The organism is Streptococcus sp. FDAARGOS_192, assembly GCF_002073815.2.
Classification (GTDB): Bacteria; Bacillota; Bacilli; order Lactobacillales; family Streptococcaceae; genus Streptococcus; species Streptococcus salivarius_H.
This window is the reverse complement of record NZ_CP020431.2, coordinates 679,688-703,275: the sequence shown is the minus strand read 5'-3', so window position 1 is coordinate 703,275 and position 23,588 is coordinate 679,688. Positions and strand designations below refer to the sequence as shown.

The 23,588-nt window shown below is 40.6% G+C and carries 21 protein-coding genes, 1 pseudogene and 1 riboswitch; of the genes and pseudogenes, 19 read left to right on the top strand and 3 right to left on the bottom strand.

From position 1 onward, the window contains the following. The first annotated feature begins 95 nt into the window (after positions 1-95). The 3 genes from A6J31_RS04370 to nt5e all read left to right on the top strand — a co-directional run bounded on the left by A6J31_RS04370 (position 96) and on the right by nt5e (position 4,012). On the top strand, positions 96-944 hold the full coding sequence (locus A6J31_RS04370) for a transporter substrate-binding domain-containing protein (protein WP_002884961.1): 849 nt from the start codon (positions 96-98) through the stop codon (positions 942-944). Between the two features lie 58 nt (positions 945-1,002). Beyond that, the gene (locus tag A6J31_RS04365; protein ID WP_021144153.1) at positions 1,003-1,656 is read left to right on the top strand and encodes an amino acid ABC transporter permease; all 654 of its coding nucleotides are present in this window, start codon (positions 1,003-1,005) and stop codon (positions 1,654-1,656) included. Between the two features lie 109 nt (positions 1,657-1,765). Next, entirely contained in the window at positions 1,766-4,012 is a 2,247-nt protein-coding gene (nt5e, locus tag A6J31_RS04360; RefSeq protein ID WP_059749166.1) for a cell surface ecto-5'-nucleotidase Nt5e, read from the top strand. A gap of 35 nt (positions 4,013-4,047) precedes the next feature. On the opposite strand, the gene A6J31_RS04355 is transcribed toward nt5e, so the two are convergent. The 3 genes from A6J31_RS04355 to A6J31_RS04345 all read right to left on the bottom strand — a co-directional run bounded on the left by A6J31_RS04355 (position 4,048) and on the right by A6J31_RS04345 (position 7,970). After that, positions 4,048-4,989 carry an AraC family transcriptional regulator gene (locus A6J31_RS04355; RefSeq protein WP_080610524.1) on the bottom strand — a complete coding sequence of 314 codons (942 nt, stop codon included), beginning with the start codon at positions 4,987-4,989 and terminating at the stop codon, positions 4,048-4,050. Positions 4,990-5,128: 139 nt separating this feature from the next. After that, positions 5,129-6,499 (bottom strand): tRNA uridine-5-carboxymethylaminomethyl(34) synthesis GTPase MnmE, encoded by a 1,371-nt coding sequence (gene mnmE, locus A6J31_RS04350; RefSeq protein ID WP_080610523.1) that lies wholly within the window; start codon positions 6,497-6,499, stop codon positions 5,129-5,131. A 127-nt stretch (positions 6,500-6,626) separates the two neighbouring features. After that, on the bottom strand, positions 6,627-7,970 hold the full coding sequence (locus A6J31_RS04345; RefSeq protein ID WP_080610522.1) for an alanine/glycine:cation symporter family protein: 1,344 nt from the start codon (positions 7,968-7,970) through the stop codon (positions 6,627-6,629). A 96-nt stretch (positions 7,971-8,066) separates the two neighbouring features. After that, positions 8,067-8,173: riboswitch (glycine riboswitch) on the bottom strand. Between the two features lie 305 nt (positions 8,174-8,478). On the opposite strand from A6J31_RS04345, the gene pcrA reads away from it, so the two are divergent. From pcrA to pstA, 16 genes and pseudogenes are all read left to right on the top strand, one after another. Then, positions 8,479-10,788, top strand: coding sequence for a DNA helicase PcrA (gene pcrA / locus A6J31_RS04340; RefSeq protein WP_080610521.1), 2,310 nt, complete (start codon positions 8,479-8,481; stop codon positions 10,786-10,788). Positions 10,789-10,908: 120 nt separating this feature from the next. After that, entirely contained in the window at positions 10,909-12,189 is a 1,281-nt protein-coding gene (locus tag A6J31_RS04335) for an O-acetylhomoserine aminocarboxypropyltransferase/cysteine synthase family protein (protein WP_002884918.1), read from the top strand. Positions 12,190-12,249: 60 nt separating this feature from the next. Next, a pseudogene (locus tag A6J31_RS04330) lies at positions 12,250-13,005 on the top strand (HAD-IIB family hydrolase). Between the two features lie 64 nt (positions 13,006-13,069). After that, positions 13,070-13,564 (top strand): thiol peroxidase, encoded by a 495-nt coding sequence (gene tpx / locus A6J31_RS04325; RefSeq protein ID WP_070656224.1) that lies wholly within the window; start codon positions 13,070-13,072, stop codon positions 13,562-13,564. A 125-nt stretch (positions 13,565-13,689) separates the two neighbouring features. Then, complete coding sequence (locus A6J31_RS04320; protein WP_080610520.1) at positions 13,690-14,310, top strand: restriction endonuclease subunit S; 621 nt, start codon at positions 13,690-13,692, stop codon at positions 14,308-14,310. Positions 14,311-14,398: 88 nt separating this feature from the next. Further along, on the top strand, positions 14,399-14,632 hold the full coding sequence (locus A6J31_RS04315; protein ID WP_073687711.1) for a DUF1858 domain-containing protein: 234 nt from the start codon (positions 14,399-14,401) through the stop codon (positions 14,630-14,632). A 1-nt stretch (position 14,633) separates the two neighbouring features. Beyond that, a complete protein-coding gene (locus A6J31_RS04310; RefSeq protein WP_080610519.1) occupies positions 14,634-15,980 on the top strand; it encodes a DUF438 domain-containing protein in 1,347 nt (448 codons plus the stop codon). A gap of 119 nt (positions 15,981-16,099) precedes the next feature. Then, positions 16,100-16,981 (top strand): tRNA pseudouridine(55) synthase TruB, encoded by an 882-nt coding sequence (gene truB, locus A6J31_RS04305; RefSeq protein ID WP_080610518.1) that lies wholly within the window; start codon positions 16,100-16,102, stop codon positions 16,979-16,981. Continuing rightward, on the top strand, positions 16,978-17,889 hold the full coding sequence (locus A6J31_RS04300; protein ID WP_080610517.1) for a bifunctional riboflavin kinase/FAD synthetase: 912 nt from the start codon (positions 16,978-16,980) through the stop codon (positions 17,887-17,889). The genes truB and A6J31_RS04300 overlap by 4 nt, the downstream gene beginning before the upstream one ends. Positions 17,890-17,958: 69 nt before the next feature. Beyond that, on the top strand, positions 17,959-18,372 hold the full coding sequence (locus A6J31_RS04295; protein ID WP_004182520.1) for a Spx/MgsR family RNA polymerase-binding regulatory protein: 414 nt from the start codon (positions 17,959-17,961) through the stop codon (positions 18,370-18,372). Then, positions 18,365-18,646, top strand: coding sequence for a UPF0223 family protein (locus A6J31_RS04290; RefSeq protein WP_004182521.1), 282 nt, complete (start codon positions 18,365-18,367; stop codon positions 18,644-18,646). Before A6J31_RS04295 ends, A6J31_RS04290 begins: the two co-directional genes overlap by 8 nt. Further along, the gene (locus tag A6J31_RS04285; protein ID WP_004182522.1) at positions 18,636-19,403 is read left to right on the top strand and encodes an inositol monophosphatase family protein; all 768 of its coding nucleotides are present in this window, start codon (positions 18,636-18,638) and stop codon (positions 19,401-19,403) included. Before A6J31_RS04290 ends, A6J31_RS04285 begins: the two co-directional genes overlap by 11 nt. 79 nt (positions 19,404-19,482) lie before the next feature. Next, positions 19,483-20,793 (top strand): RsmF rRNA methyltransferase first C-terminal domain-containing protein, encoded by a 1,311-nt coding sequence (locus tag A6J31_RS04280; RefSeq protein WP_080610516.1) that lies wholly within the window; start codon positions 19,483-19,485, stop codon positions 20,791-20,793. Positions 20,794-20,918: 125 nt separating this feature from the next. Continuing rightward, complete coding sequence (locus A6J31_RS04275; RefSeq protein ID WP_014634491.1) at positions 20,919-21,794, top strand: phosphate ABC transporter substrate-binding protein PstS family protein; 876 nt, start codon at positions 20,919-20,921, stop codon at positions 21,792-21,794. 2 nt (positions 21,795-21,796) lie between these two features. Next, a complete protein-coding gene (gene pstC / locus A6J31_RS04270; RefSeq protein WP_002885101.1) occupies positions 21,797-22,711 on the top strand; it encodes a phosphate ABC transporter permease subunit PstC in 915 nt (304 codons plus the stop codon). After that, the gene (pstA, locus tag A6J31_RS04265; RefSeq protein WP_002885007.1) at positions 22,701-23,585 is read left to right on the top strand and encodes a phosphate ABC transporter permease PstA; all 885 of its coding nucleotides are present in this window, start codon (positions 22,701-22,703) and stop codon (positions 23,583-23,585) included. The genes pstC and pstA overlap by 11 nt, the downstream gene beginning before the upstream one ends. Positions 23,586-23,588: the final 3 nt, after the last annotated feature.

The window sequence follows — 23,588 nt, the reverse complement described above, 5'->3', positions numbered from 1 at the left end:
TTTGCAGTTCAATATTTTGTGAAACCCTTTCAAATAGTGTAGGCTAAGATTATAAGTTTTTAACTTAACTTCATTTTTTAAGGAGACACACATAGATGAAAAAGAGATTTTTCGCCGTATTTAGCCTAATTTTGGCTGCGGTCTTTTTGGTTGCCTGCTCGTCACAGAGTACAGGTGAGAAGAACTGGGAAAAGATTGAGAAACGTGGGAGCATCAAGGTTGCGACTGCTGGAACTCTTTACCCACAAAGCTACCACGATGATAAGAACAATTTGACTGGTTATGACGTTGAGATTCTCAAAGAAGTTGGAAAACGTCTTAAGTTGAAAATTGACTTCACGGAGATGGGCGTGGATGGCATGCTTACCGCTGTAAATAGTGGTCAAGTAGATATCGCTAACTACTCACTCGAAGATGACAACAAGAACGTTAAAAAATTCTTGCGTTCTGAACCATACAAGTATTCATTTACATCCATGGTAGTCCGTGAATCAGATAATTCAGGAATTTCTTCATGGAAGGACCTCAAAGGCAAGAAAGCAGCCGGTGCTGCAAGTACCAAGTACATGAAGATTGCCAAAAAAATGGGTGCTGAACTTGTCGTATATGACAATGTTACCAATGACGTTTATATGCAAGACTTGGTAAATGGTCGTACAGACGTTATCGTCAATGATTACTATTTGCAAAAGATGGCAGTAGCCGCTATCAAAGACAAGTACCCTGTTAAGATCAACGATGGTATCTACAGTAACCCTTACTCAACAAGCTTTACTTTCTCATTGAAGAATAAAACTCTTCAAGAAAAAGTTAATAAAGCTATCAAAGACATGAAGAAAGATGGTACCCTTACCAAGATTTCAGAGAAGTTCTTTGCTGGTCAAGACGTTACAAAGAAAACGAAAGTTGACTACACTGAGATTGACATCTCTGATGTTGAATAATATGAGCGATCCAATTGGATCGCTTATTTGCTAAAGAATTGTTTAGAAAGATAGACTTATGATTATTGATTTTTCACTGATTCTAAAGAGCATTCCCTATGTTCTATCAGGTTTGCCCTATACTTTGGGGATTTCCCTTTTAAGCTTTATGGTGGGGAATGTATTTGCCATCATCCTTGCCTTTATGCGGATGTCGCAAAAACCTTGGTTGAAGTATCCTGCCCGTGTTTATATTTCCATCATGCGTGGGGTCCCTATGTTGGTCGTGCTCTTCATTCTTTATTTTGGTTTGCCTTACGTTGGTGTTCAGCTGCCCGCCCTTCTTTGTGCCTTTATTGGTTTCTCCTGTGTTAGTGCCGCTTATATGGCAGAGATTTTTCGTTCATCCATAGCTGCCGTAGATAAGGGGCAGTGGGAAGCCGCTCGCTCTCTTGGTCTTCCTAAGAAGTCTATTATCCGTCGAATTATCTTACCTCAGGCCATGCGTATAGCAGTAGCACCTCTTGGTAATGTCATCATTGACATGGTAAAGAGTTCCTCGTTGGCGGCTATGATTACAGTGCCTGACATTTTCCAAAATGCTAAGATTATCGGTGGGCGTGAGTATGACTACATGTCTATGTATATCCTAATCGCCCTTATTTACTGGACTTTGAGCTTTACTTTTGAACTGCTTCAAGGCTATCTTGAAAAACGTTTAGCTACCTATTGATTATTAAAAAATTGTTTTATTATCTAATAAAACATTGAAATTTATTTAATTCTAATCTTATAAATGTGGTATAATAAAAACGATTTAACAATCAGAAAGGTATTTTGGAATGAAGAAGAAAACAGTCGTTGCAACGACCCTATCAACCCTACTTGTCTCAACTGCCATCTTGGCCAATGCTGTCCAAGCAGACGAGGTAGAAACTCATGCAGCTGTAACAGCACCAAGCACTGAAGTAGTAGCTACAGAGGCAACTACCAATGCGACATCTACTGTAGCAACAACTGCATCTAGCGAGTCTGCAGCACCAGTAGCTAGTTCAACATCAGTTGTTACTGCTTCAACAGCTGAAACAAGCGAAACACCTGCTGCTACAGCAAGTGAAACAGCAACTGCAGCCGCAACTCCTACAACAGAAGTCGTGACAAATGCTAGCACAAGTGCCAGCAACGACACTGTAACTGTCCTTCACACCAACGATGTTCACGGTCGTATGGTTGAAGATGATCGTAACGGAGTTATTGGTGATGCCCTTTTGTCTGGTATCGTAAATGATTCTCGTTCAAAAGGAACAACCCTTGTCTTTGACTCCGGGGACTCATTCCAAGGACTTCCAATCTCAAACAGTTCTAAAGGTGAAGACATGGCAAGCGTCATGAATGCTGTTGGTTTTGATGCCATGACAGTGGGTAACCATGAGTTTGACTTTGGTCTTGACCAATTGCGTCGTTTGAGCAAACAAATCAATTTCCCAATCATCACATCTAACGTATATGTAGATGGCGTCCGTCTTTTCCAACCATCTACAATCGTTGACAAAACACCTGGTGTTGATGGAGATGAAGTAGTTGTTATTGGTGTCACTACACCTGAGACAGCTACTAAGACACACCCTCGTAACATTCCTGGTGTCTCTTTCACCGATCCTATTACTGAGGTTAAGGCTGTTGTTGACCAAGTGGAATCAAATGCCCGTGCCGAAGGTAAGGAATACAAGACTTATGTTGTCCTTAGTCACTTGGGTATAGATACAACAACTCCAGTTGAATGGCGTGGATCAACATTGGCAGAAGCTCTTTCAAACTATGCACCTTTGAAAGGAAAACGTGTTCTTGTCCTTGATGGTCACTCACACACTCTTCACACAGCAACATACGGCGATAATGTCACTTACAACCAAACTGGTAGCTACCTTAACAATGTCGGCCGCGTCGTTTATAATTCTGACCGTATCTTGTCACATGGCGTAATCTCACACGACGAAGCTAAGAAGAATTATCAAGTTAACCCAACAGTTAAAGCTATGATTGATGATATCCAAGCTAAATACAAGGCAGATTCTTCGAAAGTCGTTATCGAAAATAGTCCAGTTAAACTTAGCGGTAACCGTATGGACGTTCGTGTTCGCGAAACTAACCTTGGTAATGTTGTCGCTGATTCTCTCTTAGATTATGGACAATCAGCCTTCACACACAAGTCTAACCTTGCCGTAACAAACGGTGGTGGTCTTCGTGAGACAATTGCCAAAGACAAACCAATCACTAAAGGTGATATCATTGCCGTTCTTCCATTTGGTAACTCAGTTGCTCAAATTCAAGTGACAGGTCAAAATATCCATGATATGTTTGTCAAATCTCTTGGTTCTATTCTCCAAGTTGACGAAAGTGGTAAAACTGTTCTAGATGAAAATGGTCAAGCTCTTCTTGAACCATCTGGCGGTTTCCTTCAAGTATCAGGAGCTCGTGTTTATTATGACACAACACTTCCAGCAGAAAAACGTATCTTGTCAATTGACATTTTTAATCCAGAAACTGGTACCTATAAACCACTCAACACTAATGAAACTTACTACCTTGTAACGAATGACTTCTTAGCTGCTGGTGGTGATGGCTACACAATGCTTGGTGGTCCTCGTGAAGAAGGTCCTTCAATGGATACCGTCTTTGCGGATTACTTGACACATGCAGACCTTTCTAAGTATGCCGTTATCAATCCAAATTCACGTACCATTTCAATTTCAAGTGCTGATTTTGCTGCCTTGAACAAAAAAGAAAATGCAGCAGACCCTACACTTAATCCTTTGGAACCTGTTACTCCATCAACTATTGCTAAAGATTTAGAAACTAGCAAACCAGTCGTATCTAAAGTAGTGACGACTCCTAATGGCAAAGTATTCTTCATTTCAACAAGAAGCGAAGCACTTAAAGAAACTGGAAAAGTGACAGAAGCTTCTGCTCAAACTGAAGTTCTTCCTACAACAGGTGACAAGGGCTCACACGCAGGTCTCCTCGGACTTGGCATGTTGCTAACTCTCTTTGGACTTAGTGGAAAACATAAAGGTAAAGAGAAAAACTAAGAAGCTTGCAGATAAGAAAAGAGTTAACCTTTTGATTAACTCTTTTTTGTTTTCTTCTTGTTACTATGTGTTTTTCGATACTGGCTTGGTGTTTGGTCGTAATAGTGTTTAAATTGGCGGTTGAAGTTGGATAGGTTGTTAAAACCAACATTAGTAGCAATTTCCAAAACTGGTTTAACGCTATTACGAAGCTCCTCGCAAGCAGCATTGAGTCTTGCTTGAATGATAAATTCTGTGCAAGAGGTACCTGTATGTTGCTTAAAAATCGTCATAAAGTGGGTCTTACTATATCCCATGAGCTCTGACAACTTTTCAATAGTGAGATTTTCGGCATAATGTTGGTTAATGTAATCAATGATTTCCCGAATCTTCTCATTCTTACGATAATGATCATCAGAAGTTTTTCGCTCTACCAAACGATAGAAGTAGAGGAGGTAGATTAATTCTTCTAGTTTTGACTTGAGAAGAAGTTCATAGTGACGATCCTTCTGACGAATCATCTTAAAAATCTCAAAGAGGAGAGCTCTAATTTCCCTATACCCCTCGTCTGATGGTCTCAGGCATTGTTTAAACTTGAAATTAGAATTCTGTAGGGGCTGTAGGTAACGTAGACTAAGCGGGTCCACCAGCGATTGTCCCAGCATATCCAAATGAAAATGTAGGGTGTCCGTATGATGAGACTGATTATTTACGGGGTGAATCGAATGAAGGCCATTCGGACGAATTAAAAAGATGTCTCCAGCTTGACTGTCAAAATAGTCATAATCAATGTGATAACGAGCTGTCCCCTCATAAACATACTGAATCTCAAGCTCTGGATGCCAATGAAAAAGGATATCAGGGCGTCCATTTTCAACCTTAGTTTCCGTCAATCGAAATGGAAGCAGATTATCGTCAAAATCTATCAAATGTTGAAAATCTGTATCAGTAGCTGCTTGTCTCATGGCAAACCTTTCAAAATCATAGGATAGTACCATGATAGCATTTTCTTTCTTAAAAAGCATGAGTAAATCGTCTGATGGTATTGATAAGTTGTTTACATAATTATATTTCTGTATTAACTACTGGCAAAACAAAAAGATGACAAAGCATCTTTTTACATAAATTTAGTTATGTTTATTTCCCTAGACAGAACTGGCTAAAGAGTTGCGTAATGAGTTCATCTGGGGCAGCATCACCAGTAATTTCTCCCAGAATTTCCCAAGTACATGTCATATCAACCTGTAGGAGGTCAACAGGCATGCCTAATTCAAGACCTTGATTGACTGCTTCAAGACTTTCGAGGGCTTTTTCAATGAGTGAAATATGACGGGCATTTGAGAGATAAGTAGCATCTTTCTCCACTAGACCAGCATTATCAAAGAAGAGTTGATTGATGCGATCTTCAATTTTGTCGATGTTTTCATTCTTGAGGACTGAAATCGGAATGACATCTTCAGGAAGCTCTTCCATTTGGATTGCTTGTGGAAGGTCTGTCTTATTTAGGAGAATGATACGATTGCTATTTTGGCTGATTTCGAGTAATGTACGGTCTTGCTCAGTTAACGGTTCCGAGCTATTAAGGACAAGAAGAACCAGGTCAGCCTCATCGAGAGCTTTTTTAGAACGCTCTACACCAATTTTTTCAACAACATCATCTGTGTCACGGATACCAGCGGTATCGATTAACTTAAGGGGAACGCCTTTGATATTAACGTATTCTTCAATGACATCACGTGTTGTACCCTCAATGTCTGTAACGATAGCTTTCTCTTCACGTAGGAGATTGTTAAGAAGACTAGATTTTCCGACATTTGGACGACCAATGATTGCCGTTGAAAGACCTTCTCGTAGAATTTTTCCTCGTTTGGCAGTAGCCAAAAGATTTTCTAGAAGTGCTTGGAACTCTTGAGTCTTTTCACGGACAAGATTTGTAGTCACTTCTTCAACATCATCATACTCTGGGTAATCGATATTCACTTCGACTTGAGCCAAAGTGTTAAGGATTTCTTGGCGAGTGTTGTTAATGAGATCCTTAAGCGAACCATCAAGTTGAGAAACGGCAACGGCCATAGCTTTATCAGTCTTAGCACGAATCAAATCCATGACAGCTTCGGCCTGGGTCAAGTCCACACGACCATTCAAGAAGGCACGTTTGGTAAATTCTCCAGGTTCGGCCATACGAGCACCAGAACGGATAAGGAGTTGAAGAATTTCATTGGTTACAGCGACACCACCATGAGTGTTAATCTCCACCACATCCTCACGCGTAAAGGTCTTAGGTGCACGCATAACACTGACCATGACTTCATCAATGGTTTCATCATTTTCGACAATATGGCCGTAATTGATAGTATGTGAAGCGACCGTTTCTAGATTTTTTCCTTTAAAAACCTTATTAGCAATAGCAAGAGCATCGGTTCCAGATAAGCGAACAATACCGATAGCACCTTCACCTAAAGGCGTTGAAATTGCAGTAATCGTATCAAATTCTTTGGTAATTGACATAGTTATTCCTTTGGATTTTTTCTGAATTAGTTGTAAAATGATTTAATTTCATTGTAACTCAAAAGACCAGTAGTAGCAAGGATTGGTGCCGATAAAGTCAAGAAAAAAGAGCCTAGGCTCTTTTTGTTTATTTGTGACGTTCAAAGTATGATTTGGTTTCTTTGAAGATGATTGGTGAGAGGACAAGAAGGGCAATTAAGTTAGGCAATGCCATCAATCCGTTTACGATATCCGCAATTTTCCAAACAACATCAAGTGTGAGGTATCCACCAAGGGCAACCATGACTACAAAAATGAGGCGGTAGAGTGGAAGGAATTTCGTTGATTTGAAAATGAATTCGAAACAACGTTCACCGTAGTAAGACCAACCCAAGATTGTTGTAAAGGCAAAGAGAACCAAAGAAAGTGTTAAGGCAATTTCACCAAATGTACCAAAAACAGATGAGAAGGCTGCTTGTGTCATTGGGGCACCTTCTAGGCTACCTGACCATTGACCCGTTACAAGGATAGCAAGACCAGTAAGCGTACAGATGATAATCGTATCAATGAAAGTACCTGTCATTGAAATCAAACCTTGTTCAACAGGTTCTTCAGTCTTAGCTGCAGCAGCGGCGATAGGAGCAGATCCAAGACCTGACTCATTTGAGAAGACACCACGCGCAATACCAAGACGCATTGCAACCATGACTGTTGCACCAGCAAAACCACCAACGGCTGCTTTACCAGTAAAGGCAGATTGGAAGACCATTTCAAGGACTGGAAGAAGTTGATTAAAGTTAGTAAAGATAACCACAAGAGCTGCTAAGATATAGAGCCCAGCCATAAATGGTACGACCTTTTCAGAAACTTTAGAGATAGATTGGATACCACCAAAAATGATGGCAGCAGTGATAAGAGCAAGAATGACACTTACGATTTTTGGTGACCAGTCAAAGCTATTTTGAAGTGAAGCGGTGATTGAGTTAACTTGAGAGAAAGTACCAATCCCCAACCATGCAACTAGGACACCTGCAAAGGCAAAGAAGTAGGCCAAAGGTTTAGCAATTGTTTGCCATTTCCCAGAGAAACCGTGTGTGATGTAATACATTGGACCACCAGAAACATTACCTTGGTCGTCAAGTGTACGGAATTTAATAGCCAAAAGACCTTCGGAATATTTAGTTGCCATACCAAAGAAAGCGGCAATCCACATCCAGAAAAGGGCACCAGGTCCACCTGTCTTGATGGCGGTAGCTACCCCAACAATGTTACCTGTACCAACTGTTGCAGCAAGAGCCGTTGCAAGGGCTGCGAAACTAGAAATATCTCCTTCCCCTTTATCTTCAGCAAAGATAAGTTTAAAAGCTTTAGGAAGACGAAGAACTTGCAAAAGACCAAGACGAATTGTAAGGTAAATCCCAGTTCCTACAAGAAGGACCAGAAGGGGTGGACCCCAGACAAAATCATCAATGGTAGTAAAAAATTCTAACATAAATTTACAATCTCCTTTAACCGAGACGTCAAAAAAGAGGTTTGGCTTAACCAGACCTCTGAGAATACAAAGCTATTACTACAAGTTAAAAAACTTGCGATGCTTTCTGTCCTTTTACCTGAGAGTTTCGGTTGTTACGCCTTGCCCCTTCGGTGTCTTGTATACAGCTAAGGCTGCTTCAAGATCTCTCCAGAAGTCCGTCAATCACCAGTCATCCTGATGACATCACTCGGTTCTTATTTTATTGTGATTCTATCTTATCGAAAAAACCGAACAGTGTCAACACTAATTTTCATAAAAAGTATAAAAATCCGAATATTATTCTTTAGCATGTCTTCTTCCAAAGCTAGAAAAATCTAGGAATATGAGCAATCTTAAGCAAAGTACTTCCAAATAAAAACAAACAATTATCTTCTAAAGTAATTTCAGATCCATTATGAATAGAATCTGCATTTTCATCCAAAAAATGATAAAATAGTAGAGCTTATTTTTGAGAATGGAGAATATGATGAACCCATTATTAACTGGTATGAATGACAAACAGGCCAAAGCCGTCCAAACGACTGAGGGGCCTTTATTGATTATGGCTGGTGCAGGATCTGGGAAGACACGTGTGCTTACCCACCGCATTGCCTACCTCATTGACGAGAAAATGATTAACCCCTGGAATATCCTAGCCATTACCTTTACCAATAAGGCAGCTCGTGAGATGCGTGAACGTGCTATGGCTTTAAATCCAGCAACTTCAGAAACCTTGATTGCGACCTTCCATAGTATGTGTGTGCGAATCCTTCGTCGTGAAGCAGACCATATTGGCTACAACCGGAACTTTACTATCGTAGATCCTGGGGAACAACGTACTTTGATGAAACGTATTCTCAAGAATCTGAACCTGGACCCTAAGAAGTGGAATGAACGTGCCATCTTAGGGACGATTTCCAACGCCAAAAACGACCTCTTGGATGAAGTGGCCTATGAGCACCAGGCCGGTGATATGTACACCCAAATCGTTGCTAAATGTTACAAAGCCTATCAGGAAGAGCTCCGTCGTAGTGAAGCCATGGATTTTGACGATTTGATTATGATGACTTTACGTCTCTTTGACAAAAATCCTGATGTTCTCGCCTATTATCAGCAACGTTATCAGTACATTCACGTGGATGAGTACCAAGATACCAACCATGCTCAATATCAGTTGGTAAAACTCTTGGCATCTCGCTTCAAAAATATCTGTGTCGTAGGTGATGCGGACCAATCAATCTACGGTTGGCGTGGGGCTGATATGCAGAACATCCTTGACTTTGAAAAGGACTATCCTGAAGCCAAGGTAGTTCTCTTGGAAGAAAACTACCGTTCAACCAAGAAAATTCTCCAAGCAGCCAATGAAGTTATCAAGAACAACCGAAACCGCCGTCCTAAGAAACTTTGGACTCAAAATGACGACGGTGAACAAATCGTTTATTACCGTGCTAATGACGAGCGTGATGAAGCTGTTTTTGTTGCTTCAACTATTGATAACATCATTCGTGAAGAAGGTAAGAACTTTAAGGATTTTGCTGTACTCTACCGTACCAATGCTCAGTCTCGTACTATTGAAGAAGCCTTGCTTAAGTCTAATATCCCTTATACCATGGTTGGAGGGACCAAGTTCTATAGCCGTAAAGAAATTCGTGATGTTATTTCTTACTTGAACTTGATTGCCAATCCTGCGGATAATATTAGTTTTGAACGTGTCGTTAATGAACCTAAACGTGGGGTCGGTCCTGGCACACTTGAAAAGATTCGTACCTTTGCCTATGAGCAAAACATGAGTCTCCTAGATGCTTCAGCTAATATTATGTTGTCACCAATCAAGGGGAAAGCAGCTCAGGGCGTTTACGATTTTGCTAATATGATTCTGAATCTACGTGACCAGCTAGATGGGCTAAGCATCACTGAAGCGGTAGAGACAGTTTTAGATAAGTCTGGTTATCTGGATGCTCTTTCTATGCAACAAACACTTGAAAGTCAAGCACGCATTGAAAATATCGAAGAGTTCATGTCTGTTACTAAGAATTTTGATGAAACCAACACTGATGGTACGGAAGATGAGACTGGTATTGACCGTTTAGGCCGTTTCTTGAACGATCTAGCCTTGATTGCTGATACGGACGATGGAGATATGGAAGCAGCAGAAGTAACCTTGATGACCCTCCATGCTGCCAAAGGACTTGAATTCCCAGTTGTCTTTCTTATCGGTATGGAAGAGGGGGTCTTCCCTTTGTCTCTTGCCTCAGAGGATCCAGAAGAACTCGAAGAAGAGCGTCGCTTAGCTTACGTAGGTATTACCCGTGCTGAAGAGATTCTTTTCCTTACCAACGCGAATACGCGTACGCTTTTTGGTAAGACTAGCTATAATCGTCCTAGCCGTTTCTTGCGTGAAATTTCAGATGATTTATTACAATATCAAGGTCTAGCACGTCCAGCCAATTCATCATTTGGTGTTCGTTTTACAAAGGAAGAGCCAACACAATTTGGTCAAGGCATGAGTTTACAACAAGCGCTTCAGACCAGAAAAGCAAATGCACAACCTCAAAGACATACGGGCGCTCAGCCATTTTCAAAAGCTACTGGCGGACTACCTTTTGGCAAGACTTCAGACTCTAGCAATTCAGCTACTGACTGGGAAATCGGAGATATTGCTCACCACAAGAAGTGGGGAGATGGGACTGTCCTAGAAGTAACTGGAAGTGGCAAAACACAAGAACTTAAGATAAAATTCCCAGAAGTTGGACTTAAAAAGGTTTTGGCAAGCGTAGCACCTATTGAGAAGAAATAGAGAGGGACCGAAAGGTCCTTTTTATAAGCCCTCCCTATCACATTGATAAAAAATTTCTATTAGACAGCTAGCTTTTATGGGTGTAGAATGAAGGCAACTTTTGTTTTGGAGGACACCCATATGTCACGAGAATTTTCATTTGAAACCTTACAATTACACGCTGGACAAACACCTGACAAGGAAACAAAATCACGTGCGGTTCCAATTTACCAAACAACTTCATATGTTTTTGACGATGCTCAAGAAGGTGAAGATCTCTTTGCCCTTAGAAAACCGGGTAATATTTACACACGTATTACCAATCCAACAGTAGCAGTACTTGAAGAACGTATTGCAGCCCTCGAAGGTGGTGTTGGTGCCTTGGCTACGGCTTCAGGTATGGCTGCAATCACCTATGCGGTCCTTGGTTTGGCACATGCTGGCGATCATGTTGTTGCTGCGACAACCCTCTACGGTGGAACATTTAATCTCTTAAAAGAAACTCTTCCACGCTATGGTGTCACAACAACTTTTGTAGATGTTGACAATCCTGAAGAAATTGAAGCTGCTATCAAAGATAATACCAAACTAGTCTTGATTGAGTCTTTAGGTAATCCGCTTATCAACATTCCTGATTTTGAAAAGATTGCTGAAATTGCTCACAGCCATAAGATTCCATTGGTTGCTGACAATACTTTTGGTACTCCATATCTCATCAATGTTATCTCCCATGGTGTAGATATCGTAGTTCATTCTGCGACTAAGTTTATCGGTGGACATGGAACAACTATCGGTGGTCTTATCGTCGATTCTGGTAAATTTGACTGGGAAGCTTCAGGCAAATTCCCACAGTTGGTTGACGAAGATCCATCTTACCACAATATCAGCTATACACGTGATGTTGGTCCTGCAGCATTTATCACTGCCCTTCGTACACAACTTTTGCGTGACACAGGGGCTGCCTTGGCACCTTTCAATGCTTTCTTACTTTTACAAGGACTTGAAACACTTTCACTTCGTGTCGAACGCCACGTCGAAAATGCTAAAAAAATCGTAGACTTTTTGGAAAATCATCCAAAAGTTGAAAAAGTGAACTATCCTGGATTACCATCAAGTCCTTACTATGATTTGGCACAAAAATACTTCCCTAAAGGACCAGGTTCTATTTTCACTTTCCATGTTAAAGGTGGACAAGACGAAGCACGTACCGTTATTGATAATCTTGAAATCTTCTCAGATTTAGCTAACGTTGCTGATGCAAAATCTTTGGTGGTTCACCCTGCAACAACAACTCACCAACAATTGGCAGAAGCAGATTTGCTAGCTTGTGGTGTCACTCCAAATCAAATTCGTATCTCAGTTGGTTTAGAAAATGCAGATGATTTGATTGAAGATTTAAAACTAGCCCTTGATAAAATCTAAGTATTTTGATACTAAATATTCAAACCAGCTATAGAGCTGGTTTTTTGTTATACTATCCCTATGAAATTTGTTTTTGATTTGGATGGAACCCTGTGTTTCGATGGTATGACCATGTCAAAAGAACTACAAGAGGTTCTTTTAACAGCACCTAAATACGGTCATGAGATTATTTTTGCAACAGCACGCTCTTAGAGAGACTGTCTTAGTATTTTGGAGGGAGAATTGAAAAAGCTGACAGTAGTTGGCTTAAACGGTGGTGAAGTCTTTCAAGATGGATATTTAGTATCGCAATACACAATACCTTCACATGCTCTCAGAACGATTGTTAGCTACTGTGATACCTATAATCTCCCTTATTTTATTGATGATACCTTTAATTATGCTATTCAAAATCCTGAACAGATTCCTTTTCTCTCAAATGTTGACCCATTAAACAAAGCAAAGATTTTGCCTGTCCAAGAACTTAATAAGCCCATTAAAGCTGTTATTCCACTTGCAGAGCATGAGGATATACGAGAAGACCTTATCTTTAATCTAAACAAACTGGAATGTTTAGACCTTACTTACCATGATATCGAAAGGTGTCTCTACATTAATCCAAAAGGAGTGACTAAGGCTAGTACTGTTTTAAACCACTTTGGTAGAGACTTTGTAGCTTTTGGAAATGACCAAAATGATATTTCTCTTTTCAAATATGCTATATATGGTGTGCAAGTTGGCGATTATCCCTATCTGAAAGACTTTGCGGATGAAGTTATTCCTGCAATTAATACAGTGATTGCTGAAAAAATTAAACTACTGTTTGAAAAGTTCTAAACAAATGCTTAGGCTTCTTGCTCTATTTGCAGTACAATAGTAAAAAAAGTATTGGAGGACTAGCATGCCAACATTTATTGGAAAACCAGTTACTGTAGCAGAAGACAAACAACTTCAAGTTGGAGATACCTTGCGTGACTTTAATTTGACAGCAACAGATTTGACGAAAAAATCACTTTCAGAATTCGATGGAAAGAAAAAAGTTATCTCTATCGTTCCATCAATCGATACTGGTATTTGTTCAACTCAAACACGTATCTTTAACAAGGAATTGTCAGAACTAGATGATACTGTCGTTATTACTATTTCAGTGGACCTACCATTTGCGCAAGCTCGTTGGTGTGGTGCTGAGGGCCTTGAAAATGCTATCATGCTCTCTGACTACTATGATAATAGTTTCGGTAAAGACTATGGTGTCCTTATTGAAGAATGGCACTTGTTAGCGCGTGCCGTTTTAGTGGCAGACGCTGACAACAAGATTACTTATGTCGAATATTTGGACAATATCAATACTGATCCAAATTATGAAGCAGCAGTAGCAGCAGTTAAAAGCTTATAAAAAAGGGCCCCGGTCTCTTTTTTATTTTGCCTTTCTTACAGTTTTTGCTTGCAAAAGTATTAGCTTCTTGTTATTATTGTATAGTAATACTCAATACGGATAGTAAAATATAAAAAGGAGATTCAATGTCTGAAAAAGAAAGACCTCAACTGATTATCGATTACGAAGCTAATACAGACAAACTTGTTCGTTTAGGCGATGTTGTCGATCAATTTAAAGGAAAAGCTGTCCCTGCTAAGGCAGAACCTGGCGAATTCGCTGTCATTAATCTATCGGATATGACACCCAACGGCATTGCTTACGATGACCTAAAAACATTTTCTGAGGAACGCCGCAAACTTTTACGCTTTCTCTTAGAAGATGGAGATGTGCTTATTGCATCTAAGGGAACTGTTCAAAAAGTTGCTGTTTTCGAAGATCAGGGCAATCGTGAAGTTGTTGCCTCATCAAATATCACAGTATTACGACCTAAGGAAAAACTTCGTGGTTTTTACATCAAGTTCTTTCTTGAGACAGATATTGGTCGTGCCTATTTGGACTATGCTGATAAGGGAAAGGCTGTCCTCAATTTATCGACGGCTGACCTCTTGGACATCAAAATTCCTGAAATACCTATTGTTAAGCAAGATTACCAAATTGCGGCCTACCTACGTGGGCGTGCCGATTTCCACCGTAAGATGGTTCGTGCAGAGCAAGAGTGGGAAAATATCCAACACAATGTTACAGAAGCTCTATTTGGAAATTAACCAAAAGCCAGCAAACTAGGATTTGTTGGTCTTTTTTTATTATTCTCGTGTATAATGGTAGTAGCAAATATGTTATTAGGAGGTCATTATGACTACCAACACCATAGATTTATCACAACCAGTCGCAACAATCATAAAAGAGCATCCAGAGGTTAAGGATTTACTGATTGATCTTGGTTTCAAGCCCTTGTCCAACCCAGCTATGCTCAATACTGTCGGTAAGGTAACCAGTCTTAAAGCTGGCTCTAAGTTAGCTAATATTCCACTAGATAAAATCAAGCAAACCTTGATTTTCAACGGTTACGACGTAATTGGTGACTGATATGGAAAACAATCGTATTCAAATACTGAAAGAAATTCTCCTAGATTTGCACCATGGAGCAAGTCCTGAGAGTGTTCAAGAACGTTTTAACCAACACTTTAAAGGGGTATCTGCCCTTGAAATCTCTATGATGGAGCATGAACTGATGTCATCAGATGAGGGGGTTACCTTTGAAGATGTTATGAGTCTCTGCAATGTCCACGCTAACTTATTTAAAGGTGCTATTGCAGATGTGGAGGTGGCAGATGCTGATCAAGAGGGACACCCTGTCTATGTCTTTAAACAGGAAAATTTAGCCCTACGCTCAGCTATTCTCCGTATTCGACGTATCATAGAAAACATCAGTAAACCCGAAAATGAAGACTTTAAATCTGACCTGCTCAATGGTCTTAAGCATCAGATGGCTTTACTGGGACAATTCCATAATCATTATACACGTAAAGAAAAGCTCTTCTTTCCAATAATGGAGCGTTACGGCCATGACTCCCCACCAAAAGTGATGTGGGGAGTGGACGATGACATCCGAAAACTTTATCGAGTGGCAGAAGCTAAACTAAAGGAACTTCCGGATGCTGATTTAGAAGAATTTTCAAAAGCATTTGAAGCCTTTTCGGAAGAATTTGAAGCCATGATTTTCAAGGAAGAAGCCATCTTACTTATGATTCTGCTAGAAACCTTTACGCAGGATGATTGGCTTTCAATTGCCGAGGAGAGCGATGCTTATGGCTATGCAATTATAAAACCTACAGCCGTTTGGAAACCTAAGCGTGAGCGTTTTGAGGAAGACAATACGGAAACATCGCAAGAACAGTCAGGTCTGAGCACTGACGCACATACGGGCAATACCCGAATTATTGAAACCCCAGAAGGGCAATTCACCATCAGCTTCACCCCAAAACCAAAAACTGAAACTGTCGTAGATAGAGAAACAACGCAACCTTTTGGCAATGGTTATCTTTCTGTGGAGCAGGCCAATCTTATTCTAAATCATCTCCCTTTGGAAATTACTTTCGTCAATAAAGACGATATTTTCCAATACTATAATGATAATGTTCCTGCCAATGAAATGGTTTTTAAACGAACACCTAGCCAAATTGGACGAAACGTTGAACTTTGTCATCCGCCAAAAGTACTTGATAAGGTCAAGAAAATTTTTGAATTACTAAGGAGTGGTGAGCGTGACCAAGTTCCAATGTGGTTCAAATCTGAACGTTTAGGAAAATTCGTCTATGTTACCTATGCAGCTGTCAGGGATGACCAGGGAGACTTTCAAGGTGTCCTAGAGTATGTGCAAGATATTCAACCCTTCTTTGAACTAGAAAGCGATCTAAAAAGAGATATTGATTAAAAAGCTAGCAGTCTTGCGATTGCTTATGACTATAATCCGTAAGAGGTTAGAGACTTTGCTCTCTGCCTCTTTATGTTTCTACCTAGCTCTTTAGGATTGCTTTTGATATAATTAAAAGTATGATTTCAGGAATTATTAATCTAAAAAAAGAGGCTGGAATGACCAGTCATGATGCTGTATTTAAACTACGCAAAATATTACAAGAGAAAAAAATTGGACATGGTGGTACCCTTGATCCAGATGTTACTGGTGTCCTACCTATAGCAGTTGGAAAAGCGACTCGTGTCATTGAATACATGACTGAAGCAGGGAAGGTCTACGAGGGAGAAATTACCATTGGCTTTTCGACAACTACCGAGGATGCTGGTGGAGAAATCGTCCAAACTACCCCAGTAACTGAGCTAGATGAAGCCACCGTTGACAAAGCAATGGCTAGCTTTGAGGGAGAAATCACACAAATTCCTCCTATGTACTCAGCAGTTAAGGTCAACGGAAAGAAACTTTATGAGTACGCACGCGCTGGAGAAGAAGTAGAACGTCCACAACGTCAAGTGACCATTACCGAATTTGTCCGTACCTCACCCATCGAGCTAGAAAACGACACTGCGAGATTCACCTTCCGTGTTGCTTGTAGCAAGGGAACTTATGTCCGTACCTTATCTGTCGATTTGGGTGCTAAGCTCGGCTACGCGAGTCATATGTCTGCTCTTCGTCGAACAGCCTCAGCTGGTCTAACCTTAGATAAGGCACTAACTCTCTCTCAAATTTCAGAAATGGTAGAAGCAGGGGATACGTCCTTCCTCCTTCCCATCGAATTCGGTGTTCAGGATTTGCCAGCAGTACAAGTCACTGAAGATGATGCTAAAGAAATCTCATTTGGTCGCTTTATTGCTATTGATAGCCAAGAACCCTTAGTTGCGGCCTTTTTAGGAGACAAAGTTCTAGCCATCATGGAAAAGCGAAATCAAGTTTATAAACCTAGAAAAGTATTAAGTCAATGAAAATAACTTCTATTAACGATTATAAAGATATCCATCAGGAAAAGGATACAGTCCTTGTCTTAGGCTATTTCGATGCGCTTCATCGTGGTCATAAGGTCCTTTTTGATAAGGCGCGCCAGATTGCTGACGACAAACAGCTTGAAGTAGCTGTTCTTACCTTTAATGAAAGTCCTCAACTGACTTTTCAACGGTATACGGATGATCTCCTCCTTCATATCACAGCACCCAAGAGACGCTGTGATCTTTTTGAAGCCTATGGAACAGATCAGCTTTACTTAACAGATTTCAATAGTGATTTTGCCCGAACGAGTTCAGATGATTTCATTGCCCGCTATATTAATCGGTTAAAAGCTCAAGAGGTTGTTGTGGGCTTTGATTACAAGTTTGGACACCATCGAACGGATGCGGACTATTTAGCCCGTAATTTTTCTGGTAATGTCCATGTCATTGAAGAGCAACAAAGCGATGGTGAAAAGATTTCGTCAACACGTGTACGTCAATTAATACGAGAAGGTAATGTTAAAGAAGCCAATAAACTTCTTGGCCACGAATTCTCGACACGTGGCATCGTGGTACATGGTGATGCCCGTGGGCGTACCATTGGTTTTCCAACTGCTAATTTAGCACCAATCGACAGAACCTTTCTCCCTGCAGATGGCGTCTATGTTGCTGATGTGGTGATTGATGGTAAACGCTATCGTTCCATGACTAGCCTAGGTAAAAACGTTACCTTTGGGGGAACAGAACTCCGCCTTGAAGCCAATATCTTTGATTTCGAAGGCGATATTTATGGAAAAACAATCGAAGTTTTTTGGCTAGATTATATCCGTGATATGATTAAGTTCAATAATATAGAGGAACTTTGCGCTCAACTGGAGGCCGATAAAAAAATCGCGGAAAAATTTTAAGAAAGCGTAGCCAAAACTAATCAAATAATGTATAATGATTAGGAATGTTAAAGTGAAAGGGGTGTTTGCATGGTAACTTTATTTTTATCACCTAGCTGCACCAGCTGTAGGAAAGCACGAGCCTGGTTGACCAATCATGAAGTTGCTTTTGACGAACACAATATTATCACGAGCCCATTAACTCACGATGAGTTGATGAAGATTTTGTCTTACACGGAAAATGGTACTGAAGATATCATTTCAACCCGTTCAAAAGTCTTTCAGAAGCTAAATATCGATGTGGATGATTTGACCATCAAGGAACTCATTCAACTGATTTCTGAATATCCAAATCTTCTTCGTCGACCTATCATTATGGACAACAAACGCATGCAAATCGGTTTCAACGAAGATGAAATTCGTGCCTTTTTGCCTCGTGATTATAGAAAGCAAGAATTGCGTCAAGCGACCATTCGAGCTGAAATTGAGGGTAACAATGACTAAAGGAAATTATTCCTACCCACTCGATCCATCATGGAGCACTGAGGAAATCACCACAGTGCTTCATTTTTTGAGTCAGGTAGAAAAAGCATACGAGAGCAAGGTTGACCGTGACCAACTCTTGCAAGCCTATAAGGCATTTAAAACCGTTGTCCCAGGCAAAGCGCCTGAAAAGCAACTAGACAAGGCCTTTGAAGAAGCTAGCGGTTTTTCAACCTATCAAGCTGTCAAAGCTGCTAAAGCAAAAGATAAAGGATTTGTATCACTTGGAAAATAAACTGATTTTCGCCAAAGAAATCATCAAAGAAGCTGGTGCTTTCATTAAAGAAAGTTTAAGTAAAACAATCACGGTCGAAGAAAAGACAGCTTTTGATGATTTAGTCACTAATATTGATAAACAAACACAAGATTTACTCGTGGCACGTATTAAATCTGCCTTTCCTTCAGACAATATTTTCGCTGAAGAAAATGGCTTGGTGCATAATATCAAGGATGGAAACGTCTGGGTCTTGGATCCAATTGATGGAACGGTCAATTTTATTGTCCAACAAGATAATTTTTGTGTGATGATTGCCTACTATGAAGAGGGGCAAGGAAAATTTGGTCTCATTTATAACGTCATGGCTGATCAACTTTTCTATGGTGGTGGCCAGTTTGATGTGTATTGCAATGACAAATTGCTTCCAGCCTATAAAAGTCGCCCATTAGACCGCTGCCTAGTCGCTAGCAATGGAGCCATGTATGCTAAAAATTTTCATGGTTTAAAAGACCTTATTGATAAGACCTTGGGTGTTCGTGTCTATGGTGGTGCCGGTTTAAGCATGTCAAAAGTCCTATCTGGTCAAATTTTAGCTTACTTTTCAGTTATTTACCCATGGGACTATGCTGCAGCAAGTATTATGGGAGAAAAATTGGGTTATCACCTTGAGACCATTACTGGAGAACCACTGGATTATTCTAGTCGTCAAGCTGTAATGCTTGTGCCCAAAGACAGACTTGAAGAAATCAAGGATATTATGGGCTCAGAAAATTAATTTAAAACAAAAACCATACTGGACAAATCAGAACAGTAAGTTCTCTTGGTTAGTCCAGTTTTTTGATAGAAAGGAAACTATGCAATTTCCATCAGACTTTATAGAAAAATATAATAAGCTCCTTGGAGATGAAGCGGAGGAATTCTTTGCATCATTTGATCAAGAAGCCGTGTCCGCCTATCGTACCAACCCTCTGAAAAAGCAACAGAAAAACTTTCCTGATGCCATTCCTGAAACACCTTGGGGCCATTACGGTAAAATTTCTGGAAAATCCGCCGATCATGCAACTGGTTTGGTTTATTCTCAGGAACCAGCTGCTCAAATGGTAGCCCAAGTGGCAGCTCCGGCCAAGGGAAGTCGTGTCTTAGACTTGGCAGCTGCTCCAGGCGGAAAATCTACTCATCTTCTAAGCTACTTAGACAATACAGGACTGCTCGTCAGCAATGAAATCAATCCAAAGCGTAGTAAAATTCTGGTTGAAAACATTGAACGTTTTGGGGCGAGAAATGTTGTTGTGACTAACACGTCAGCTGATAAACTAGCCAAAGTTTTCAAAAATTACTTTGATACGATTGTCTTTGATGGACCTTGTTCTGGAGAAGGAATGTTCCGAAAAGACCCTGATGCAATCCAATATTGGCACAAGGATTACCCTAGTGAACTGGCACAATTACAGAAAGACATCTTATCAGACGGTTTGAAGATGCTCGCTCCTGGTGGTCAATTAATCTACTCAACCTGTACCTGGTCTCCTGAGGAAAATGAAGGTGTTGTCGCTTGGATTTTAGAAAATTACCCTGATCTTGAATTAGTAGAAATCCCTAAATGGAATGGCATGAGAGGTGGGATTGATTTTCCAGAAACAGCTCGAATGTATCCGCACCATTTCAAAGGTGAAGGCCAGTTTGTGGCAAAATTCCAGGATAAGCGCGTGGCTGAGCAGGCACGTATCAAAGAGGGAAAATCTAACCTAAACAAGGAGCAGAAGCAACTCTGGGAAGATTTTGCAAAAAAACACCTTAAGACTCGTCTAGATGGTTTACTCCAAGTTTTTGGGGACAATCTCTATCTGCTTCCTAAGGGACTTCCAGACCTATCTAAAGTTAAAATCGCTCGTAATGGACTGCATCTTGGTGTCTTTAAGAAAAAACGTTTTGAACCAAGTTTTGCTCTTGGAATTGCGTTAACCTCAGATGAAGTTGTTTCAAGTATAGAGCTAATTCAAGACCAGTTTGCCCAATACGTTTCTGGTAATGTGGTCACTCTAGATCAAGCGCAACCAAACGGTTGGTATCAGCTTTTAGTGGATGGCAATGGATTTGGATTTGCCAAAATCGTTGGAAACACGGTTAAAAACTACTATCCTAAGGGATTGAGATTCCATGTATAAGGGCCTGTAATCAAACTTTAATATGACTTAATTATCTTATACTTGGTATAATTAGATAGATGTCTTTTTACAGCATATATATAAGACACTTTCTTACTTAAGTTACAAAATGTCGGAGGACAAAAATGAAAAAAACAAAAGTCCTTGCAGTGATTATGTCACTGGCAATGGCCATGCTAGTCTTAACTGGCTGTGCCTCTTGGATTGACCGTGGCCAGTCCATTACAGCAGTTGGTTCTACGGCCCTTCAACCCTTAGTGGAGGCGGCAGCAGATGGGTTCGCTGAAAAGAACCCTGAGAATATCGTTAACGTCCAAGGTGGCGGTTCTGGTACTGGACTTTCTCAGGTACAATCCGGTGCCGTTCAAATTGGTAACAGTGACCTTTTTGCCGAGGAAAAATCTGGAATCGATGCCAGTAAGCTTGTTGACTATCAAGTTGCCGTTGCAGGAATTGCAGTGATTACAAACAAAGAAGTCTCTGTAGATAACTTGACAACGGAACAACTTCGCAAGATTTTCACTGGGGAAATCACAAACTGGAAACAGCTTGGTGGTAAAGACCTAGAGATTACTATTATTAACCGTGCAGCCAGCTCAGGATCACGCGCAACTTTCGATGCAGTGATTATGGACGGCAAATCGCCAATCCGTACCCAAGAGCAAGATTCTAATGGTATGGTTAAGTCAATCGTTGCTCAGACACCAGGTGCTATTTCATACCTATCATTTGCCTACCTTGATGATTCTGTTAAAACATTGAAGTTAAATGGATTTGAACCAAAAGCTGAAAATGTTGCAACTAACGATTGGCCGATTTGGTCTTACGAGCATATGTATACCAAGGGAAAACCGGATAGCTATACCAAACAATTCTTAGATTACATGATGAGTGACGAAGTCCAAGAAAATGTCGTCGCAAAAATGGGTTACATTTCCATCCATAGCATGAAAGTTACCAAGGATGCTGATGGTAACGTCTCAAAGAAGAGTGAGGAGTAAGCATGAAAAATGAAGAATTGGTGAAACAATTAACATCACCCTCTAAAAATTCACGCCTCGAGAAGTTTGGTAAAACAATCACTTTCCTTTGCCTAGCTTTGATTGTTTTTATCGTAGCCATGATTTTACTTTTCGTTGCTCAAAAAGGGCTGGCGACTTTCTTTGTTAATAAAGTTAGCTTGATCGAGTTTCTCTTTAGTGGCGATTGGTCGCCATCTGAAGGCAAGTTCGGAGCTCTTCCAATGATTTTGGGATCATTCGTAGTTACCTTGCTCTCAGCCTTGGTAGCAACGCCATTTGCCATAGGAGCAGCCATCTTTATGACTGAAATTTCTCCGAAAGGGGCTAAATTCCTACAACCAGCTATTGAACTTTTGGTTGGGATTCCATCTGTTGTTTATGGATTTATTGGTCTCCAAGTCGTGGTTCCATTTGTTCGCTTAATTTTTGGTGGAACAGGTTTTGGTATTCTTTCAGGTACCTTTGTCTTGTTCGTCATGATTCTACCAACCGTAACCTTTATGACAACAGATACGCTTCGTGCAGTGCCTCGTCACTATCGTGAAGCCAGTCTGGCCATGGGAGCTACACGCTGGCAAACGATTTGGCGTGTGACACTTAATGCGGCTAAACCAGGTATTTTCACGGCCGTTATCTTTGGTATGGCCCGTGCCTTTGGTGAGGCTCTTGCCATCCAAATGGTTGTCGGAAATTCCGCAGTGATTCCAACTTCTTTAACAACACCAGCAGCAACATTGACATCTGTCTTGACTATGGGAATCGGAAATACAGTCATGGGTACTGTTTCAAACAATGTCCTTTGGTCTCTCGCCTTGGTTCTCTTATTAATGAGTCTTGGTTTCAATATGTTGGTGAAATTCATTACCCGTGAGAGAAAGAGAAATTATGAACGCTAAAAAAATTGATAAAATTGCCATCAGCACACTCTATGTGATTGCTGGCATTATTGTAACAATCCTGGCAGCCTTGATTCTCTATATCTTGGTTCGCGGGATACCACATATCAGCTGGTCATTCTTGACTAGTCGATCATCATCTTACAAAGCTGGTGGAGGAATTGGGGTTCAACTCTACAATTCATTCTTCCTTTTGGTTATTACCCTGATTATTTCTGTGCCTCTTTCTATGGGAGCTGGAATTTTCTTATCAGAATATGCAAAAAAAGGACGTCTTACCAACTTTGTTCGTACCTGTATTGAAATCCTTTCTTCACTGCCTTCAGTAGTGGTCGGACTCTTTGGTTATTTGATTTTTGTTGTCCAATTCCAGTATGGATTTTCAATCCTATCTGGTGCCTTGGCTTTAACGGTCTTTAACCTACCACAAATGACTCGTACGGTTGAAGATAGTTTGCGAACAGTCCACCATACCCAACGTGAAGCTGGGCTAGCTCTAGGCTTGTCTCGATGGGAAACGATCTTACACGTTGTTGTTCCAGAGGCCTTACCTGGTATTGTTACTGGTATCGTTCTTGCTTCTGGTCGTATTTTCGGGGAAGCAGCAGCGCTTATCTATACAGCAGGTCAATCGGCACCAGCACTTAACTGGAGCGACTGGAATCCGCTTAGTATCTCTAGTCCAATCTCGATTTTCCGCCAAGCAGAAACACTTGCTGTTCACATCTGGAAGGTCAACTCAGAAGGTACGACACCTGACGCCACTGCAGTATCAGCTGGTTCAGCAGCAGTACTCTTGATTTTCATTTTGATTTTCAACTTTGGTGCACGTCGTTTGGGAGCATACCTCCATAAGAAATTAACATCCGCTTAAAGG

Excerpts from the sequence above, each read along its gene's own strand:
- pstC (WP_002885101.1), top strand. The coding sequence starts at position 21,797 with ATGAAAAATGAAGAATTGGTGAAACAATTAACATCACCCTCTAAAAAT.
- A6J31_RS04280 (WP_080610516.1), top strand. The coding sequence starts at position 19,483 with ATGCAATTTCCATCAGACTTTATAGAAAAATATAATAAGCTCCTTGGA.
- A6J31_RS04335 (WP_002884918.1), top strand. The coding sequence starts at position 10,909 with ATGTCACGAGAATTTTCATTTGAAACCTTACAATTACACGCTGGACAA.
- truB (WP_080610518.1), top strand. The coding sequence starts at position 16,100 with ATGATTTCAGGAATTATTAATCTAAAAAAAGAGGCTGGAATGACCAGT.
- A6J31_RS04345 (WP_080610522.1), bottom strand. The coding sequence starts at position 7,970 with ATGTTAGAATTTTTTACTACCATTGATGATTTTGTCTGGGGTCCACCC.
- A6J31_RS04320 (WP_080610520.1), top strand. The coding sequence starts at position 13,690 with ATGTCTGAAAAAGAAAGACCTCAACTGATTATCGATTACGAAGCTAAT.
- A6J31_RS04290 (WP_004182521.1), top strand. The coding sequence starts at position 18,365 with ATGACTAAAGGAAATTATTCCTACCCACTCGATCCATCATGGAGCACT.
- A6J31_RS04315 (WP_073687711.1), top strand. The coding sequence starts at position 14,399 with ATGACTACCAACACCATAGATTTATCACAACCAGTCGCAACAATCATA.
- A6J31_RS04310 (WP_080610519.1), top strand. The coding sequence starts at position 14,634 with ATGGAAAACAATCGTATTCAAATACTGAAAGAAATTCTCCTAGATTTG.
- A6J31_RS04275 (WP_014634491.1), top strand. The coding sequence starts at position 20,919 with ATGAAAAAAACAAAAGTCCTTGCAGTGATTATGTCACTGGCAATGGCC.
- A6J31_RS04355 (WP_080610524.1), bottom strand. The coding sequence starts at position 4,989 with ATGGTACTATCCTATGATTTTGAAAGGTTTGCCATGAGACAAGCAGCT.
- tpx (WP_070656224.1), top strand. The coding sequence starts at position 13,070 with ATGCCAACATTTATTGGAAAACCAGTTACTGTAGCAGAAGACAAACAA.
- A6J31_RS04295 (WP_004182520.1), top strand. The coding sequence starts at position 17,959 with ATGGTAACTTTATTTTTATCACCTAGCTGCACCAGCTGTAGGAAAGCA.
- pstA (WP_002885007.1), top strand. The coding sequence starts at position 22,701 with ATGAACGCTAAAAAAATTGATAAAATTGCCATCAGCACACTCTATGTG.
- A6J31_RS04370 (WP_002884961.1), top strand. The coding sequence starts at position 96 with ATGAAAAAGAGATTTTTCGCCGTATTTAGCCTAATTTTGGCTGCGGTC.
- A6J31_RS04365 (WP_021144153.1), top strand. The coding sequence starts at position 1,003 with ATGATTATTGATTTTTCACTGATTCTAAAGAGCATTCCCTATGTTCTA.
- nt5e (WP_059749166.1), top strand. The coding sequence starts at position 1,766 with ATGAAGAAGAAAACAGTCGTTGCAACGACCCTATCAACCCTACTTGTC.
- mnmE (WP_080610523.1), bottom strand. The coding sequence starts at position 6,499 with ATGTCAATTACCAAAGAATTTGATACGATTACTGCAATTTCAACGCCT.
- pcrA (WP_080610521.1), top strand. The coding sequence starts at position 8,479 with ATGAACCCATTATTAACTGGTATGAATGACAAACAGGCCAAAGCCGTC.
- A6J31_RS04300 (WP_080610517.1), top strand. The coding sequence starts at position 16,978 with ATGAAAATAACTTCTATTAACGATTATAAAGATATCCATCAGGAAAAG.